Genomic DNA, 17,230 nt, shown 5'->3' on the forward strand with positions numbered 1-17,230 from the left:
CCGGACACACCGACGCCGCCGAGAAGTGGGCCGAGCTGCACGCCTGGTCCCCGGTCAACGACGAGCACGACCCGCACCGCGGCGACCGGTGGGACGACTGATGCTCACCGACTGGCGCAAGGCATGTGTTCGTTCTGCGCGGTGTTCGGATTACGGCGGCGGTCTCATCAGTCGCTAGAGCGCGGCGCTCTCGTGGGCCGCGTGGGCCTGCTGATGGCGGTAGAGCGTCGCTCGACTCCAGCCGACGAGTCGAGCGGCGTCCTCAGCGGTCCGGCCGCGCGCTCGCGCGTCCGCGGCGATGGCGAGTTTGTCCGCGATCACGACCGGATCCGACAGGGGCCGACCGAATCGAGTGCCGTTCGCGCGAGCGGCGGCGATGCCAGCGTTGACTCGTTCGACGATGAGTTCGCGCTCGTACTCCGCGAGTGTGGCGAGCATGTTCAGCATCAGTCGGCCTGTCGACGTCGACGGGTCGATGCCGTCTGAAATCGACCGGACCTGGACCCCGCGCTCGCGCAGTAGGTTCACCGTGTTCAGGACGTCGATCAGGGAGCGACCGAGGCGGTCAATTCGCCAGACGACGACGGTGTCGCCGTCCTCTGCGTACTCGAGGAGCTTCTTCATTCCAGTCCGCTCGATCGCGGTCTTGCTCCCTGAGGTGACGTCCGCGAAGACGTCGCGCTTCTGCACGCCGGCTGCGACGAGCGCGTCGAGTTGCAGCTGCGCGTCCTGGCTCGACGTGCTCACACGCGTATACCCCAGAAGGCTCATGAGCTCATTCTGACTTGGAAACACCTTCCGAGCCTCGTCCTGAGACGAAGCGCGGCAAGACGTCTTTCCAAGACAGTGGGCATCCCGAGAAGTCGGACCCGCTGAGCGCGGAACGACCGCTGGAGGGCGCGTCTCGGAAAGCTACTGTTTATCGAGACTATTCTTGTCGTGGTTCTCGCTGCCGACGAGGACGATCGCATTTACTGCTTGCCGCCGATATCATCGGTAAATGCCGATCATTGAAGCGCAGGGCGACCTTGCCGCCGTGTCCCTGTTTCACTCCCTCGCGGATCCGACTCGCCTGAAGATCCTGCGTCGCCTTCGCCTAGGAGAGGCGCGCGTGAGCGATTTGGTGGGGGAGCTGGGGCTCGCTCAGTCGACTCTCTCCGAGCATGTTGCCTGTCTGCGTGATTGCGCGCTCGTGGAGGGACGGCCCCAGGGCCGGCAGGTGTTCTATTCCCTTGCCCGTCCAGAGCTGATGGATCTTCTCGAATCCGCGGAGACACTGCTGGAGGCGACCGGCTACCAGGTCGATCTCTGCGGCACCTACGGATCGGCTGCGAGGGCTGGCGAATGAGCGCACTCACTGCGGCCGAGACAGAGCGACTGACCCGGCACGGACTGCGCCTCGCGCAGTTCACCGTCGCCTACAACGTCATTGAGGGAATCGTCGCGATCGCCGCCGGCATCGCCGCGGGACTCGTATCCGTGATCGGGTTCGGCATCGACTCTGGCATCGAGTCGATCGCCGCCGTGCTGGTGGGTCTTCGCCTTGCGGCACGACTGCGTCACGGTGAAGCCGACGAGGCCAAAGAGAAGCGCACACTGAAGTTCGTTGCGGTGACGTTCTTCCTCCTCGCCGCCTACGTCACTGTCGAAGGCATCCGCAGCCTCATCGCCGGCGACGCCCCCGAGTCCTCGCCGGTCAGTATCGGGCTCCTGATCCTCTCGATCATCGTCATGCCGGTACTCGCCGCGGTGAAGACCCGTGTCGGGAAAAAGCTCGGAGATCCCCTGATCCTCGCGGACGCGGCAGAGACCCGGATCTGCGTCCTGCTCAGCGTCTCGACCCTCGTCGGACTCGTCCTCTACGCCCTCACCGGCGCCGCGTGGCTCGACCCGGTCGCAGGATTCGTCATCGCGCTGTTCGCGATCCACGAAGGACGCGAGGCATGGGAAGGCGAACTCGTCGAGGACGACGACGATTGATGCGGCCCAGCGGGACCCGACGTCGCCGCCGGCGGCTCACTGATTGCGGCTAGGACCCGCCCGCCCTCGACCGGTCCGGCGCCGAGGGCGCATCCCGGCGGGGCGTCAGATGCGGGACCAACCGGACGAACACCACCATGCCGATCAGCTCCACAAGCGTCTGCGTCACGACGACGACCGGCGCGAGCGCGAGCGACGCCGGCAGCGCGAGTGCCAGCGGAAGCACGACGAGCGAGTTGCGGGTCGCGCCACTGAACACAAGCGCCCGCGTCCCGGAGTACTCGAGACGGAAGAGTCGCGCGACACCGAGGCCGGCGGCGGCCATGACGACGAGGAAGCCGGCGTAGATCGGGACGAGGACGACCAGCTGTCCGGCGGCCGCGCCGACGGCGCCGGCCTGGGAGGCCACGACGACGAACAAGGTCCCCATCATCAGCGGCACCATGAGGCCCAACATCGTGGACTCGATCACCCGGCCCGCCCGGTGCCGCCGACCGAGGGCCTGCATGAGAGCGGCCGCGGTGAGCGGTACGACGATCAGCAGTAGGAACGCGCGCGCGAACGGGCCGACCTCGACTACGGCGACTGCCTCCGGTCCGAGGAAGAGCAGCAGATACAGCGGCAGGAGCAGGATCTGCGCGAGCATCAGCAGCGGCGCCGCGGCGAGGAGCCGGTCGGACGCGCCGCCCGCGAGGCCGGCGAAGACGATCACGTAGTCGATGCACGGTGTCAGCAGCACCAGCAGCACCCCGAACAGCAGCACGGGACTCTCGGCCACGAACCGGGACAGGCCGTAGGCAACAACGGGCACAACGACGAAGTTCAGGACCCCGACCGCGGCGAGGAAACGGCCGTCGCGCAGCGACCGGCCGATCGCGGCGAACGGGACGCCGAGGAACGTGGCGAACAGCAGCAGCGCGAGCACCGGCTCGATCGCGACCTCGAGATGGTGCGCGGCGGGCAGCAGCAGCCCGACCGCAGCTCCGGCGGCGATCGCGGCGAGGTAGAGCGGGATCTGGCGGTGTTCGAGCCAGGCGACGAGCGCCTTCACGACAGCACACCGGGAAGAAGGTAGGGCACGGGGTGCAACGGTAAACGTTCGAGCCGGTTGAAGGTCAAGCGGGGGTTCGAGTCGTAGGGTCGGCGTGTGCGGATCTCGGACGTCAGCAAGCGCAGCGGCGTCTCCGCGACGGCGCTGCGGTACTACGAGTCCATCGGGCTCATCACCCCCGGCCGCAGCGGCAACGGGTACCGCGACTACGACGCGGACGTGCTCGCACGCCTGGACCTCATCGAGTCCAGCAAAGAGCTGGGCCTCCCGCTCGAGGACATCGGCCGGCACCTGCGTGCCCTCGAGACCACCTCCTGCACCGACGTCCGCGACGCGCTCCGCCCGCTCCTCGCGGAACGGGTGCGGCAGCTGGACGAGAAACGCGCACGACTGGACGAGCTGCGCTCTCGCCTCGACCGCGCCGACCACGACCTCGCCGCCTGCCCCGACCGGGACGAGCTCTGCTCGACCGAGTGCATCTTCCGCACCCGCGGACAGAACCAGTGACGACAGATCGATCGGGTGCCCTCCGTGCACCCCGAGCATCGGTGCTCCCGCGACGTGCTCGCGTCTGCGAGCCGTTCGCAGCGGCTCATCGGCGTTGTTCTGCCGCTGGTGGTGGCGGAGGTCGCTGACATGATGACCGGATGCTGATCGCGTACGTGGACGAGTCCTACACACAGGACTTCTACTTCATCGGCGCTGCCGTGACCACGCAGGAGAAGTGGGAGCAGCTCGAGCGGGGCTACGCCGCTCTCCGGGAGCAGATCGCCGCGGACCACGGGGTGCCAGCCGATGTCGAGTTCCACGGGCACGAGCTGATGGGTGGCGCCGGCGAGTGGGCTCCTCTGCGCGGGAAGCATCGCGAGGCAGCCGGCATCTATGCGGCCGCGCTGCGCATCGCACAGGAGGCCGAGGTCCGTTACCTGTTCCGTGGCGTGGACGTGAAGCGTCTGAACGCTCGGTATCGGTACCCGGAGCAGCCGCATAAGGTCGTCCTGCAGCACCTGCTCGAGCGGGTGAACGAGTACCGCCGCTACGTCTTCTCTTCCGACACGGAGGAGGTGATCGTCGTCGCCGACGAGATCGCGACGCAGGAAGAGCACCGGCGACAGTTCGAGAGCTACCAGCTGCTGGGAACGCCGGGCTACCGACCGAGCAAGCTCGACCTGATTTCCTCCCCGATCCAGTTCGCGTCCTCGAGGAACGCCGCCGGGTTGCAGGCAGTGGACCTCGCGGTCTATCTGCATCGGCGCCGACAGACGGTGACGGAGACGCACCCGAAGTCCGCGGCGACGATGGCGCGGTTGAGCGGACTGGTCACCGCGTCGACGTCGCACGACTGGATCTGGACGCCCTAAAAACTAAGACCCCACCGAGGCGGGGTCTTAGGCTGGCAACGTTCCGGGAACCGGCCCGTTGTGACGATCACAATACACGCGGATCCTGAACGAGTCACGGCCTCACGGGCGCCGCCGCTCGATGAGGATCGTGTCGCGCCACCGACCGGCCTCCGGCCCGTATGTCATCTGCGCGATGCGCTCCCGGATGCCCACGCGCCGGAATCCAGCGCGGTCGTGGAGGGCGAGACTGGCGGTGTTCTCGGGGAAGATGCTCGACTGGATCGTCCACAGTTCCGCGTCGTCCGCCGCGCTGATGAGCGCGGCGAGCAGGATCGATCCGACGCCGCGGCCGCGTGCGGCGGCGGCGATGTAGACGGAGTGCTCGACCACGCCCCGGTAGACGGGGCGGGTCGAGACCTTCGACAACGCGGCCCAACCGAGGATCTGTTCTCCGTCGACGGCGACCAGGCGCCCGACGTCGAGCTTCCCCGCATCGAACGCCTCCCACGTCGGCGGTTCGGCCTCGAACGTGGCGTGCCCGGTCGCGATCCCCTCGCGGTAGATCGCCTCGACCGCCACCCAATCCCCGGGGATCATCGGCCGAATCGCGGTCATGAGCAGCAGCTTCCTCCGGCGGATCCGATGTCGGTGGAGCAGACGCCGGTTTCGGGGAGCACGAGCTGCACGCGCCGGGCCGCGGCGTGATCGCCCGCGAGTTCGTCCGCGATCGAGCGGACCTGCTCATAGCCGGTGACGAGCAGGAAGGTCGGCGCCCTGCCGTACGACTTCATCCCCGCGATGAAGAAGTTCGGCTCGGGGTGGGCGAGTTCCGCGACGCCGTGCGGGTCGACGGTGCCGCAGGAGTGCAGGTTCGGGTCGATGAGCGAGGCGAGTGCGCGGGGCGCTTCCACAATCTCGTCCAACGAGACACGGATCTCGCGCAGCATGTCGAGGTCGGGCCGGAACCCGGTGGCCTGAACGACGACATCGACTTCCACACTCTCGCGCTCCTTCCGCCGCCGCCCCATCACCGTGACGCCGCCGGACACGGTCTTCTCGAGGCGGTCGATTTCGAAGCGGTCCAGGAGAGTGATCGCGCCGTCGCGGACGAGCTGGTGCACGGTACCGCCGAGCTTGCCGCGCTCCTCGAGCTCATCGTCGCCCGAGCCGAAGACGCGCAGCGGGCTCGTGCCGCGAATCGCCCACGTGATCCTCGTCTCCGCTTCCTCGCGAGCGAGACGGGCGAGCTTGATCAGGGTGTTCGCGGCGGAGTGGCCGGCGCCGACGACGAGGACGCTCTTCCCGGCGAACCGGGCACGGTCGGCGCCGAGCACGTCCGGCAGCGCGTGACTGAGGTGCTCAGCGACATCAAGGGCACCGATTGGGTCCAGACCCGCGGAGGCGAGGGCGTTGGGCGTGGAGTACGTACCGGAGGTGTCGATGACAGCGCGGGCGGTGACGTCGACGGCGCCTTCGGGGGTGTCCATTCGCAGCAGGAACGGAGTGCCGGCGCGGCCGGTGGAGCGGGTGCGGTCCATGCCCTCACGGGACACAGCGGTCACGCGGGAGCGGTAGCGGATGACCGGGGCGAGCTGCGGAGTCGCGGCGAGCGGGGCGAGGTAGTCGCGGACGAACTCGTGCCCGGTGGGCAGTTTCGTCGCCGCGGGCGCCTCCCAGCCGGCGGCGTCGAGCAGGCGCCCGGCAGCCGCGTCGACCAGGTACTCCCACGGCGAGAACAGGCGGGTGTGGCCCCACTGCTGCACCGCGGCTCCGGCGCTCTCGCCAGCCTCGTAGACGATGACGTCGAGCCCGCGCTCGAGCAGCTGCGCGGCAGCGGCGAGACCAACGGGCCCGGCGCCGATGACGGCGACGGGCAGGCCGGTGAGGCGGCGCTCGTCGGTGCGGGGCGGGACGGTCAGCAGCATGGTCATCAGGTGCACTCCTCAACATCGACGGTCATCGATGGACCGAGTCTGCCCCGCTATATCGACGGCTGTCAATGTGTGGGAGGGTGGACGCATGGTGACGACCGAGCTGACTCTCACCGCGGCGGCGGCCGCGTGCTGCGCGCCGCTCGCGCGCGAGCCGCTGAGCGCCGAGGGCGCGGAGCTGCTGGCGCGGGCGTTGAAGGCGATGGCGGATCCGGCGAGGCTCCGCCTGGTGTCGATCGTGGCGTCGAGCAGTTCGGGCGAGGTGTGCGTGTGCGACTTCACGGAGCCGGTTGGGCTGAGTCAGCCGACGGTGTCGCACCACTTGAAGATCCTCGTGGACGCCGGGATCCTGGCCCGCGAGAAGCGCGGCACGTGGGCGTACTTCTCCCTCGTCCCCGGCGCGCTCGACTCCCTCGCGGGGATGCTCACCCGCGTCTGATCAGGCGGCCGTGACCCTTGCCGCAAGAGCGTCGACGCGCGCGGCCAGCTCGTCGTAGGCGGCATCGAACGCGGCGTCCGTGCCGGCAGGTACCGGGTCGGGAATCGACCAGTGCAGCGCCGCCGAGCCGAGCTCCTCATGCGCGGCGTCGCAGACAGTGATCACGAGGTCGGTGTCGGCGGCGACGGCCGCGAACTGCTGCGGCGCGCCTTCGGGCAGCGGGAGGCCGTGGCGTTCGGCGGTCGCGATCGCGCCGGCCGCCACCGCGGCGGCCGGGTGGGTGCCGGCGGAGGCGACGGGGATGGGGCTGCGCTGCGCCCAGAGCTGCGCGGCGAGCTGGGACCGGGCGGAGTTCGCGGTGCACACGAACAGCACCCGTCGCGCGGCGGCGGTGGTCGAGGGCCCGAGCTGATCGAACGCGCCGGGGATCAGGTGGACGTAGCTGCGGCGCCGGTCCGCCTCCGAGCGGCGACGGAGGATCATGCCCTCGCGCTCGAGGACGGCGAGGTGGTGCGCGACGAGGTTCGAGGGCATGCCGAGTCGGTCCTGCAGCTCCCGCGGCGCCAGGTCTCCGAGGGTGAGCAGGTCCACGATCCGCAGCCGTGCTGGGTCGCTGAGGGCCGCGTGCCGGGCGGCCCGCGCTTCCAGTTCGGTTCGCTCGGTGTTCATTGACTCAATCTTGACTGAGTGATCGTGAGCGGTCAAGATGGCCGACGACATGGACACCACTTCCCCTCCTCCGCTCGCTCGTCGGGCCGTGGCCGAGTTCCTCGGCACGGGCCTGCTCGTGGCGATCGTCGTCGGCTCCGGCATCGCCGCCCAATCGCTCTCCCCGAACGACGTCGGCCTGCAACTGCTGGAGAACTCCCTCGCGACCGCCCTGGGCCTGGGGGTGCTGATCCTTACTCTCGGGCCGGTGTCGGGGGCGCACTTCAACCCGCTCGTCTCCGCCGTCGACGCGTTCCTCGGTCGCCGCGACCGCACCGGCCTGTCGGGGCGGGAGCTGGCGGTGTTCGTCGGCGCGCAGCTGCTCGGTGGCATCGGCGGCGCGGTCCTCGCGAACGCGATGTTCGAGGTCCCGAGCGCGATCGCGACGACCGAGCGCGTCACCGCCGGGCACCTGCTCGGGGAGGTCGTCGCCACCGCGGGCCTGGTCCTCGTGATCCTTTCCCTCGCCCGCACGAACCGCGGCCCGCTCGCGGCCGCCGCGGTCGGCGCGTACATCGGTGCGGCGTACTGGTTCACGTCCTCGACCTCGTTCGCGAACCCCGCCGTGACCCTCGGCCGCGTCGTCACCGACACCTTCGCCGGCATCGCGCCCGCCTCCGTCCTGCCGTTCATCGCGGCGCAGCTCGTCGGCGCCGCGATCGGCGTCGGCATCGCCGTGTTCCTCTTCCCGGGCGCCGCCCGGGCGGCCGGGAGCCTCGTGGTCCCCGCCACCACCTCGACCTCTTCGCACGTCTGATCCGGAAGGCCTTCTGATGCATCTCGTCGCTATCGGCGGCAGCGACGCGGGGATCTCCGCCGCGCTGCGCGCCCGCGAGCTCGACCCGTCCGTCGACGTGACCGTCGTCGTTGCCGACTCGTACCCGAACTTCTCGATCTGCGGGATCCCGTACTACTTTTCCCGCGAGGTGCAGCCGTGGCAGTCGCTCGCGCACCGCACTCACGCCGACCTCGAAGCCACCGGCATGACCCTGCGCCTGGGCACCTTCGCGACCGACATCGACGTCGCCGGGCAGCAGCTCACCGTCCGCACCCCCGACGGGACGCTCGACCGGATCGGCTACGACGAGCTGATCGTCGGTACCGGCGCCCTCGCGTCGTCCGCGGGCATCGCCGGCGTGAATGAGCTGGGGCCGGAGGACGGCGTGCACGTGCTGCACTCGATGGGCGACACCTTCGCGCTCGAGCGATTCCTCGATGGCCGCGACCCGCAGACGGCGATCATCGTCGGCGCCGGCTACGTCGGCCTCGAGATGGCCGAGGCCCTCACCGTCCGCGGCCTCCAGGTCACCCAGCTCCAGCGCGGTCCGGAGGTCCTCTCCACGCTCGATCCCGAACTCGGCGCCCTCGTCCACACCGAACTCGACGAGCACGGCGTCGAGGTGCTCACCCGCACGACTGTCGCCTCGATCGAGAAGACCGCGACCGGCCTCGCCGTGCACGCCGACCACGACGGCACACCCCTCACTCGGACCGCTGACGTCGTGCTCCTCGTGGTCGGCGTGAAGCCGAACACCGACCTGCTCGCCCGCGCTGGAGCGTCCCTCGGCGCCGGCCATGCCGTCGTCGTGGACGAGGCGATGCGCACCGGCCTCCCGCACGTGTTCGCGGCAGGCGACGGCGTGACCACGCACCATCGCCTGCTCGGCAGCACCTACCTGCCGCTGGGCACCACCGCGCACAAGCAGGGACGCGTCGCGGGCGAGAACGCCCTCGGCGGCGATGCCCGGTTCGCCGGCTCCGTCGGCACGCAGGTCGTGAAGGTGTTCGACCTCGTCGCCTCCCGTACTGGCCTGCGCGAGCATGAGGCCCTCGCCGCCGGTTTCTCTCCGGCGACGACGACGGCGGTCGCGGACGACCACAAGCGCTACTACCCGGGCGCGCAGCCCATCACGATCCGCATCACCGGCGACACCCGCGACGGACGCCTGCTCGGCGCGCAGCTCGTCGGACGGCTCGGTACCGAGACCGCGAAGCGCGTCGACACCTACGCGACCGCCCTATTCGCCGGGCTCACCGTCGAGCAGGTCTCCGACCTCGACCTCTCGTACACACCCCCGCTCGGCTCCCCGTGGGATGCCGTGCAGATCGCCACCCAGACCTGGACCCGCACGAACACCGGAAGCAGCATCCCCGCATGACTCAGAAGCCCACCGTCCTCTTCCTCTGCCAGCACAACGCCGGCCGCTCCCAACTCGGCGCAGGCCTTCTCGAAGTCCTCGCCGGCGACCGCTACACCGCCACCTCCGCCGGCCTCTCCCCGGCCGAGACGGTGAACCCCGCGATCGCTGCGACCGTCGCGGAGCTCGGCCTCGACATCAGCGACCGCACCCCTCGCGCCGTCACAGTCGAGGACCTCGAGACCGCCGACATCGTCGTCGCCATGAAGCCCGGCCTCGCTCTCCCCGCGACTCCGACCGGCCGGTTCCTGGAGTGGAAGTTTCCCGACCCGACCGACTGGAGCGCCGAGAACGTCCGCCCCCTCCGCGAGGCCGTCGCTGCTCGAATCCGGACTGAGCTCCTCGACTAGGCGCGACTCGGAGCCACAGAGCGCCCAAGATCGCGGCTCGCTTCGGACCGCTACGGTCTGTCGCGCTCCTGAGCGCGACCCTCCGGCTCGGCCCTGCCTTCAGCGACGCCGTGTGGTGCATTCATCGGTTGAGACCGCGGCTCTGTTCGGAGTGGGATGTAGGCCGACCAGTCTCGTTGGGCGGTAGTGGCCCACCGGTTGAGCGATTGGGCTCCGATGCCGGTGAGTTCCTCGAGTGGGCCGAGCGGGATCTTGCCGGCGAGGTTGAAGCGGGCTGCACTACGCAGTCGTGCAACGCTGAAGCCGTACCGTCTCAGCTCGGATCCGAGGGTGGACGGCTGCACCGGCTGTCCGGCTTTCGTCGAGGGGAACAGCCATCCTTGTCCGGGATCTTCGAGCCAGGGGCGGGGAGCATCTCGGAGTTCGAGCGTGAGCTGCGCCAGGACCGGCGGGAGCCGGACGGGTTCGTCTCCGAGTCGGATTGAGACGCTGTTGTGGAGTTCGCTGACGTCGATCTGGGCGCGGGTAAGAGTGACCAGATGGGTCAAGCGTTGCCCGAACAGGGCGACGAGCAGCCCCGCTACCCGAGCGCGAAGAGGGATGCTTCCGTCCTCGCAGAGCTTGGTGATCGCGGCGAGGAGTTCGGTCCGGGTGTGGCCCGGGCTGGGTGTAGCGGGCTGGCGGATGACCAGTTCGACATCGCCGAGGAGTCGGGCGCCGTGAGCCCACCGCAGGAACGCACTGAGGGCGTTCCGGTCCATGTGCTCATCGAGGACGAACTGCTCCAGCTGCGCTTGACGCACCGATCCAAGGTCGGTGTCGGAGTGCGCGAGGTGGCGGAGGAAAAGGTCGGCGGCCTCGATCTTCTGACGGGCTCGGCTTGCCGCGGAGACGCTCAACGGCGATCGCGCGGCGCGTCTGCGCAGGTCGTTGACGATCTCCCAGGTGGCATAGCGACGCAGCAGTGGCCGGTGCTCAGCGGATGCCGCGACTACCGCCACGTGGACGCGCCGCTCGGCGCGGACGAGGCGTTCGTCGCGGCCGGGCAGCAACCCGACCGCGACCAGCAGATCTCGGACGTGGTCGACTGCTCGTCTGGGTGAGGCGCGATCGAGACTGGCGTGGTTGAGGGTGAGGCGGTCGTTGACGAGATCGCGAATGAGGGTCGCGCTGGCGCTTCGTGTGGTCCAGGCGGCGAGGGTGTGGCTGCGGTGTGAGGCGATGAGGTAATCGCGCAGCGGCTTGAACACCTCGTTGACGGTCCCGTCCTCGCGCGTAATCAACGTCAGGCTGCGCGCCCGGACAGCGCAGGGCGCGCAGAGCCGTCCGATGAGGTCCGTTTCCCCGCCGCAGTCGCGGCAGCCGAACCGAGCAGGGACTCCGGCGCAGCTGGCACAGCAGGGCTCACCCGCGGCGTCGAGGTAGGCGATGATGCGCGACTCGCCGCAGGTCCGGCAAGGGAGAGGGACGCGGCGGATCTGGTTGTAGCAGCGCAGACAGTGCGCTCCGCCGAGGAGGTAGCCGGTGATCTTCGCGGTCTGCCCGCAGCTGCTGCAGGGCAGCACGGTCCCCGTGGCGCAGCGGGCACAGACAGGCCCGTCGATCGTGCGTTCCTGGATCAGTCCGGGACGGTTGCAGCGGCTGCAGATCTTGCGCGCCTCTGGCCGGTGACGCCAGCAGCTCGAGCAGATACCGCCCTCGGCTGCTCGAGCCATGATCGTGCGGTGTCGGCCGCAGCCAGCGCACTCGCGTCGGCCCGCGGCGCCTTCGCAGCGACCGCAGACCCGTCTCCCGTCGGCGAGCGTCTTCGTCAGCAGCCGCGCATCGCCACAACTCAGGCACCGCGGAAGCACGACCTGCACCAGCCCATCTCGAGTGAGGTCGTGCAGAAAGCGCTGCGCGACGCGCGGCATGAAAGCGTCACCCGACACCGCGAAATCGGGACAGCTCTGAACGTGATGCCGCAGCCGCGTCTGACTGTTCGACGTCGGCACGTACCGCTGAACCAACTCCTTGACCTCGGCGACCGTCAGGGCCGTGAAGACATCGCAGGATCGGTGCAGACGCTCGACCAACATGGTGACTTGGTCGCTACGTGGGGGCGTCACCAGGCGTGTCAGTCCGCGCGGCGGATGGTCGCCGGAATGGGGCGCAGATCCCCGATCGAGGGTCCCTTGCGGCGTCCGGCAGCGGTTGCGGCGACCTGTGTCACGGTCCCGGTCTTGGTGAAGGTGACCAGCTCCGCCGGGCTGCAGTCGAGGATGTCGCAGAGCGCTCCGAACACATCCATGTTCAGCCGTGCCGGCTTGGAGGTCACCAGGCGATAGATCTGCTCGCGGGAGAGTTGGATTCCCCGCTCGCTCAGCAGAGGCACCAGATCCGTCGTCTTGAACAGACCCTTCTGAGCCATCAGCTGGCGGAGGTTCCATGTCATCTCGATCGCGGTCATCGCGTGCTCTCCTCCTGATAGACGTTCGCTAGCGCGCGCGCCAGGATCCGATTCTTGTAGTCGTTGCTGACCGAGGTGTAGAGCGCCGTCGTCGACGAGTAGGCGTGGCCGACCTGCTCCTGAACGAAGCGCTCGGGGTACCCGAACTCGATCAGATGCGTGACGTAGGAGTGGCGCAGGCTGTGCAGGGTGAGCGCCGGATCCAGCCCTGCGCCCTCGCGCAGCACCGCGAACCGAGAGTCCAGGTGGCGGACCGAGACGCGGGCTCGGCGTTCCGTCAACCAGAGCGCGGAGCTGTCCGTCTCGCCATAGAGAGGCCGCGCCTGCTCCACCCACTGGCGAAGGCCGTGGATCGCCCACTCGAACTCCGGAACCGCGAGCACCGAGCGACGGCGAGCGGGACCGCCGCGTCGGGACTTCCCGTGACGGACATGCACCATCCCGTAGGTCCCCCACGCGGGTGCTTCCGGATTCGGATGCAGATCAGTCACATCCAGCATCCGCGCTTCATTACGGCGCAGACCGAACGCGTAGATGGTCTTGAACATCTGCGCATCCCGCAGAGCCCCCAACGCGCCCTTCTTGCCCTGCTCAGTGATCCGGTCGATCTCCGCGTCAACGTGGGCGAAGAAGACCTCGAGCTCGTCGTAGCTGAACGGGCGCCGCGCGGGCCGCGCCTCGAACTCGGCAACGTGAGCGTGGGTGTTCCAGTCGTGACAGACCTGCACCGGATGCGTGCCGAACCGCTCCTCACAGACCGCCGGCCAGTCGTAGCGGGGATCGGTGATGAACGCCGAGAACCCGCGGATCATCAGGTGATAACTGCGGATCGTCGACTTCGCGAGCGGCCTCGGACCCGACAGCAGTGACGCAGTGAACTCCTCGACATCCGCCGCACTCCAGTTCCACGGATAGTCATCAAGGAACAGCCGCAGACGACGAATCAACCCGAGACGGCTGGAAACGGTGACCACGTCCAGACCGCGAGCGCGCATCTGCCGCTCCCACCCCGTCAACATCTCCTGGAACGTCTGCTGCTCCGGCGCGATCAACGTCACCGGCGCCAACACCCGAAGCGTTCGATCCATCACCACACCACCCGATCCAACTGCAACAAAGTTGCATCAAATGCATCATAGGGGGCTGTGTTGGCACACGAGACGCAGGAGTCGACCGGCTGTTCGAAGCGATTTCTGAGCCAGGCGGCACTCATTTCGGCGAGCCGAGGGGGCGAGCCCCCTCGGCTCCCCCGTGAATTCCGATTCCGGGCGCTGCCGCGACGGCGACGGAGCGCCGCACGATGGAGCCGCTTCGCGGCCGAGCTTGGAGGGGCCTTGTTCACCTCTCCGCGGTCCGACCCTAATTCGCTTCGCCGACTGCGTGCCACGGATCCCCGACGCGGTCGCTTGCTCCCTTGTACCGCCAGGGATCCGCGGCACTTCGCCGTCTCCACTCGAACGGATCTACCCGCCGGAGAGGCAAACAAAAACGATCAGTCAGACTCAGCAGTAACGGACATCAAGTCGGGAGAATCGAGATGATGCAGCAGAAGCAACTTGGCCTGATTGTCTAATCGAAACCGTCATGCGTGCAGTGCACCATGACCTACCGGGTGCTCGAGAAGAAGGGCATCGAGTACACCACCGTCGACATCACCACCAACCCCGCAGCGCTCGCGTACGTCACGGAGGAGCTGGGCTACTCCGCCGCCCCCGTGGTCGTCGCGAGCGACCAGGACCACTGGTCGGGGTTCCGCCCCGACCTCATCGAGAAGCACGCCGCATGACCGGCCCGAACATCACCGGTGACGACTACCGGGCCGGGTACCTCGCCGGACAAGCCGACCGGCAAGGCGAAGTCGACTGGCTGGAGAACGAGGCCGACCGGCTCTACCGCCTCGCCTACGGCGACGAGCGCCGCGTCCAGGACCTCACCGTCACACGCGCCGAGCTCGAACAGCGCAGAGCGCTGTCCGAGCCGCCGGTCGAGGTCACCCGCCGCGACGCTCTGGCGTCCTGGGGCATCGAGACACCCCCCCACCGACACCCCCGCGGCCGAGGCCGCGAACGAGAACCCGTCGACGCCGACGGGACCCACCAACCGCACGAGCAGGAGTCTCAATGACGACGTCAAGGCGCCCTACTTTCGTTTGAGCGTCGACGGGGACCTCCGAGGGGGTCGTGGCCGGGGCCGTCCCACAGCGCGCCTATCTCGATCGTCCCGATAGGGGACTGGTTGTCGAGCCTTGGAGGACCGGGCTCCTGCACGGACCAGCCCGTGTACGAGATGCTGATTGCATGCGTTTCACTCACGAACTCGGCGATGGATTCCGACTCGCGCTACGCACCCTCGACACCGTCGAGGAGATGCACGCTCTGACGGTGGCCAATCTTGAGCGTCTAAGGCAGTGGGAGCCATGGGCCTTCTACGACCAAACTCTCGATGGCACTGCTGCCTTCACTCGTGCTCAGCTGTCGGACTTCATCGCAGAATCCGTGTTGCCGACCGTCATCATGTCGGGCGATTCCATCATCGGTTCAGCGTCTCTTCGAATGAACTCCTACACGCAGACAGCGGAACTCGGGTACTGGATCGACGCCGCCACCGAGGGTCGCGGAGCCGTGACTCGCGCCTGCACCGCGCTGCTGACTGAGGTCCCAGCCCGCGGAATCCGTCGAGTCGAGATACGAACGGCGGTCGAGAACGTGCGCGGCTGGCGCGTTGCTGAGCGGCTCGGGTTCACCCGGGAAGGCGTCCTCACCAGCGCGCTGCCTCTAGGGGACAAACGACTGGACGTGGCGGTCTACGGGCGCACCTTCGCCCGCTGACGCCAGATCTTTAGTCCGCCGTTCGCCGTGCAGTGGTGGGAGAACGCTGTCAGGGGCCGCCGTGGAGCCACACGTTGCCGACGGCGACACGGAGCGATCGCAGGAACCGTTAGATACGGGGATCGGTCAGTGGGCGCTCGAAGCGGCGATCGGGTTTGACGAGGCGTAGTGCTCATCACCTCGGTTCAGCTCATCTGTGCAGAGCGAATCGGAGGCGCCGGGGTGAACGTGCGGTTGTCGCGCAGCAGGGCCCAAAGCACGCTCACGCGTCGTCGGGAGAGAGCGAGGAGCGCCTGCGTGTGCTTGTACCCTTCGCTACGTTTCTTGAGGTAAAGGTCGCGGTTTGGTCCTTCGCGGATGACGGAGGTCTGCGCTGAGAGGTAGAGCGAGCGGCGCAGATGTCGGTTGTACCGCTTCGGCCGGTGCATGTTCCCGGTCCGGCGTCCGGAGTCGCGCGGAACGGGTATCAGCCCGGCCGCTGCGGCGAGGTGGCCGTCGTCGGCGTAGTTGTCGAGTGGCCCGGCTGCGGCGAGGAATTCGGCTCCGAGGATCGGACCCATCCCGGGCATCGATTCGATGATCTCGGCCTGCGGGTGCGCGTGGAACATCGTGGTGATCTGGTTCTCGAGCGTTCGGAGACGCTTGTCGAGGGCGAGGATCTGCGTTGCGATGTCGGCGATGATCTGCGCCGCGATCGTCTCGTTCCCGATTTGCGTCTGTTGTCCGCTCGCGGCCTCGAGAGCAGCCTCCGCGACCGCCGGAGCGCCTTGCACGCCGCGGCGAGCCAGCCACTTCGTCAGGCGCACCTGCCCCATCCGGCGAAGCGCGGTGGGCGTCTGGTAGCCGGTGAGGAGGGTGAGAGCGCCCTTGTGTTTGGCGTAGTCGAACGCGCGGTCGAGGCGGGGGAAGATGCCGGTCAGGACGTCGCGGAGCCGGTTGAGCATGCGGACGCGATCAGCGACGAGATCGCCGCGATGTGCGATCAGGAGCTTGAGGTCGGCAATGATCTCGACCGGCAGCCTGATTGGGGTCAGGTCGTGCCGGTGCCGCGCCGTCTCGGCGATTACGTAGGCGTCGCGGGCGTCCGTCTTCGCTTCGCCTCGGTATGCGCCGGCCATCCGGTTGACGATCCGTCCGGGGACGTACAGCGCGGACTGTCCGTGGCTTGCGAGCAGCGCGAGAAGCAGCGCAGACGTGGTGCCGACGATGTCGGCTGCCCAGGTGAAGTTCTCGCCGAGAGTAAGCACTTCGGCGAGCGGGTCGAGGATCGCACTTTCGTCGTTGCTGACCTTGCGCGACCAGAGCATCGCGCCCTGGTCGTCGATCGCTGTCACCCAGTGATGCGCCTTTCCTGCATCGATGCCCACCCAGATGTGAGCTTGTCGATCGTTCAACCCGTCCTCCTCAGTCGTGATCTGCCTCGTGTAAGCCCGAGGAGCACCCAACCGTCATCTCCGTAAACAGCGACCGAAACGCACATCTCAATTAGCGGCCAGGGGCACCCCAGAGGACCGGACGGCCACTCCTGCTGAGCCACACGATCGGCGACGACAGATAAGCCACATCCGGCCCCCTCGGGCCGCCACCAAACTTACGGAGACGACAGATGAGCACCAGGACCATCACCGGCAACCTCGCCGCCGACCCCGAGGCCGTGCAGGCGGGCCGCGTGCAGATTGTGAAGCTGCGCGTCATCGAGAACACCGGCGAATACCGCGCGGGGGAGTGGACCCCGCACGAGGCCCCGACCACGCACTACGTGGAAGCGAAGTTCGAACTCGGCGAGCACGTGCTCGTCTCCCTCCACAAGGGAGACGCCGTGATCGTCGTCGGCTACGAGCGCACCGTCGCCTGGGGAGAAGGAGAGAACCGCCGCACCGGCCGCGTCCTCGAAGCCGACGCCATCGGCCCCAACCTCACCCGCGCGACCGCCGTCGTCACCACAACCACCCA

20 protein-coding genes and 1 pseudogene are annotated in these 17,230 nt (G+C 68.3%); 12 read left to right on the plus strand and 9 right to left on the minus strand.

Going from position 1 to position 17,230, the window contains the following annotated elements; all coding sequences use genetic code 11:
- Nucleotides 1-174 precede the first annotated feature (174 nt).
- Complete coding sequence (locus tag C5C57_RS16505; protein WP_104297872.1) at nucleotides 175-771, minus strand: recombinase family protein; 597 nt, start codon at nucleotides 769-771, stop codon at nucleotides 175-177.
- Nucleotides 772-1,000: 229 nt separating this feature from the next.
- Between C5C57_RS16505 and C5C57_RS16510 the strand changes: the two genes are divergently transcribed.
- Nucleotides 1,001-1,348, plus strand: a complete 348-nt coding sequence (locus C5C57_RS16510) for a helix-turn-helix transcriptional regulator (protein WP_104297873.1) — start codon at nucleotides 1,001-1,003, stop codon at nucleotides 1,346-1,348.
- Nucleotides 1,345-1,980 carry a cation diffusion facilitator family transporter gene (locus C5C57_RS16515; protein ID WP_104297874.1) on the plus strand — a complete coding sequence of 212 codons (636 nt, stop codon included), beginning with the start codon at nucleotides 1,345-1,347 and terminating at the stop codon, nucleotides 1,978-1,980. Before C5C57_RS16510 ends, C5C57_RS16515 begins: the two co-directional genes overlap by 4 nt.
- A 49-nt stretch (nucleotides 1,981-2,029) precedes the next feature.
- Here the strand turns inward: C5C57_RS16515 and C5C57_RS16520 are convergent, their stop codons facing one another.
- Nucleotides 2,030-3,031, minus strand: a complete 1,002-nt coding sequence (locus C5C57_RS16520) for a bile acid:sodium symporter (RefSeq protein ID WP_104297875.1) — start codon at nucleotides 3,029-3,031, stop codon at nucleotides 2,030-2,032.
- Between the two features lie 96 nt (nucleotides 3,032-3,127).
- Here C5C57_RS16520 and C5C57_RS16525 point away from each other — a divergent pair, with 96 nt between their 5' ends.
- Both C5C57_RS16525 and C5C57_RS16530 read left to right on the plus strand, forming a co-directional pair.
- A complete protein-coding gene (locus tag C5C57_RS16525) occupies nucleotides 3,128-3,538 on the plus strand; it encodes a MerR family transcriptional regulator (RefSeq protein WP_104297876.1) in 411 nt (136 codons plus the stop codon).
- A gap of 140 nt (nucleotides 3,539-3,678) precedes the next feature.
- On the plus strand, nucleotides 3,679-4,392 hold the full coding sequence (locus tag C5C57_RS16530; RefSeq protein WP_104297877.1) for a DUF3800 domain-containing protein: 714 nt from the start codon (nucleotides 3,679-3,681) through the stop codon (nucleotides 4,390-4,392).
- Nucleotides 4,393-4,494: 102 nt separating this feature from the next.
- Here the strand turns inward: C5C57_RS16530 and C5C57_RS16535 are convergent, their stop codons facing one another.
- Entirely contained in the window at nucleotides 4,495-4,989 is a 495-nt protein-coding gene (locus C5C57_RS16535) for a GNAT family N-acetyltransferase (protein ID WP_258072762.1), read from the minus strand.
- Nucleotides 4,986-6,305, minus strand: coding sequence for an FAD-dependent oxidoreductase (locus tag C5C57_RS16540; RefSeq protein ID WP_104297878.1), 1,320 nt, complete (start codon nucleotides 6,303-6,305; stop codon nucleotides 4,986-4,988). Before C5C57_RS16540 ends, C5C57_RS16535 begins: the two co-directional genes overlap by 4 nt.
- Nucleotides 6,306-6,393: 88 nt before the next feature.
- On the opposite strand from C5C57_RS16540, the gene C5C57_RS16545 reads away from it, so the two are divergent.
- On the plus strand, nucleotides 6,394-6,744 hold the full coding sequence (locus C5C57_RS16545; protein ID WP_104297879.1) for a helix-turn-helix transcriptional regulator: 351 nt from the start codon (nucleotides 6,394-6,396) through the stop codon (nucleotides 6,742-6,744).
- Here C5C57_RS16545 and C5C57_RS16550 read toward each other — a convergent pair whose 3' ends face one another.
- Nucleotides 6,745-7,413 carry a helix-turn-helix domain-containing protein gene (locus tag C5C57_RS16550; RefSeq protein WP_104297880.1) on the minus strand — a complete coding sequence of 223 codons (669 nt, stop codon included), beginning with the start codon at nucleotides 7,411-7,413 and terminating at the stop codon, nucleotides 6,745-6,747.
- A 49-nt stretch (nucleotides 7,414-7,462) separates the two neighbouring features.
- Between C5C57_RS16550 and C5C57_RS16555 the strand changes: the two genes are divergently transcribed.
- Genes C5C57_RS16555 through C5C57_RS16565 form a run of 3 tightly spaced genes read left to right on the plus strand, consistent with a single transcriptional unit; the run spans nucleotide 7,463 to nucleotide 10,000 of the window.
- A complete protein-coding gene (locus tag C5C57_RS16555; RefSeq protein ID WP_181069247.1) occupies nucleotides 7,463-8,209 on the plus strand; it encodes an MIP/aquaporin family protein in 747 nt (248 codons plus the stop codon).
- Between the two features lie 16 nt (nucleotides 8,210-8,225).
- Nucleotides 8,226-9,611, plus strand: a complete 1,386-nt coding sequence (locus tag C5C57_RS16560; RefSeq protein ID WP_104297882.1) for an FAD-dependent oxidoreductase — start codon at nucleotides 8,226-8,228, stop codon at nucleotides 9,609-9,611.
- Nucleotides 9,608-10,000, plus strand: coding sequence for a low molecular weight phosphatase family protein (locus C5C57_RS16565; protein WP_104297883.1), 393 nt, complete (start codon nucleotides 9,608-9,610; stop codon nucleotides 9,998-10,000). Before C5C57_RS16560 ends, C5C57_RS16565 begins: the two co-directional genes overlap by 4 nt.
- A 50-nt stretch (nucleotides 10,001-10,050) precedes the next feature.
- On the opposite strand, the gene C5C57_RS17850 is transcribed toward C5C57_RS16565, so the two are convergent.
- The 3 genes from C5C57_RS17850 to C5C57_RS16580 are packed head-to-tail and all read right to left on the minus strand — an operon-like array spanning nucleotide 10,051 to nucleotide 13,537.
- A complete protein-coding gene (locus tag C5C57_RS17850; RefSeq protein WP_146082463.1) occupies nucleotides 10,051-12,078 on the minus strand; it encodes a hypothetical protein in 2,028 nt (675 codons plus the stop codon).
- Between the two features lie 38 nt (nucleotides 12,079-12,116).
- Nucleotides 12,117-12,449, minus strand: coding sequence for a helix-turn-helix transcriptional regulator (locus C5C57_RS16575; RefSeq protein WP_104297885.1), 333 nt, complete (start codon nucleotides 12,447-12,449; stop codon nucleotides 12,117-12,119).
- Nucleotides 12,446-13,537 (minus strand): tyrosine-type recombinase/integrase, encoded by a 1,092-nt coding sequence (locus C5C57_RS16580; protein ID WP_181069249.1) that lies wholly within the window; start codon nucleotides 13,535-13,537, stop codon nucleotides 12,446-12,448. The genes C5C57_RS16575 and C5C57_RS16580 overlap by 4 nt, the downstream gene beginning before the upstream one ends.
- A gap of 485 nt (nucleotides 13,538-14,022) precedes the next feature.
- Here C5C57_RS16580 and nrdH point away from each other — a divergent pair.
- The 3 genes and pseudogenes from nrdH to C5C57_RS16595 all read left to right on the plus strand — a co-directional run.
- Nucleotides 14,023-14,235: pseudogene (gene nrdH, locus C5C57_RS16585) on the plus strand (glutaredoxin-like protein NrdH); the annotation flags it as partial.
- Nucleotides 14,232-14,573 (plus strand): hypothetical protein, encoded by a 342-nt coding sequence (locus C5C57_RS16590; RefSeq protein WP_104297886.1) that lies wholly within the window; start codon nucleotides 14,232-14,234, stop codon nucleotides 14,571-14,573. The pseudogene nrdH and the gene C5C57_RS16590, both read left to right, overlap by 4 nt.
- A 173-nt stretch (nucleotides 14,574-14,746) precedes the next feature.
- Nucleotides 14,747-15,277 (plus strand): GNAT family N-acetyltransferase, encoded by a 531-nt coding sequence (locus C5C57_RS16595; protein WP_104297887.1) that lies wholly within the window; start codon nucleotides 14,747-14,749, stop codon nucleotides 15,275-15,277.
- Between the two features lie 185 nt (nucleotides 15,278-15,462).
- Here the strand turns inward: C5C57_RS16595 and C5C57_RS16600 are convergent, their stop codons facing one another.
- Nucleotides 15,463-16,671, minus strand: coding sequence for an IS110 family transposase (locus tag C5C57_RS16600; protein ID WP_104297891.1), 1,209 nt, complete (start codon nucleotides 16,669-16,671; stop codon nucleotides 15,463-15,465).
- Nucleotides 16,672-16,883: 212 nt separating this feature from the next.
- Here C5C57_RS16600 and C5C57_RS16605 point away from each other — a divergent pair.
- Nucleotides 16,884-17,230 (plus strand): single-stranded DNA-binding protein (locus tag C5C57_RS16605; RefSeq protein WP_104297888.1); only part of this gene is annotated, 347 nt, incomplete at its 3' end.

It is taken from the genome of Rathayibacter sp. AY1C5 (assembly GCF_002931705.1).
In the GTDB taxonomy this organism is placed as follows: Bacteria; Actinomycetota; Actinomycetes; order Actinomycetales; family Microbacteriaceae; genus Rathayibacter.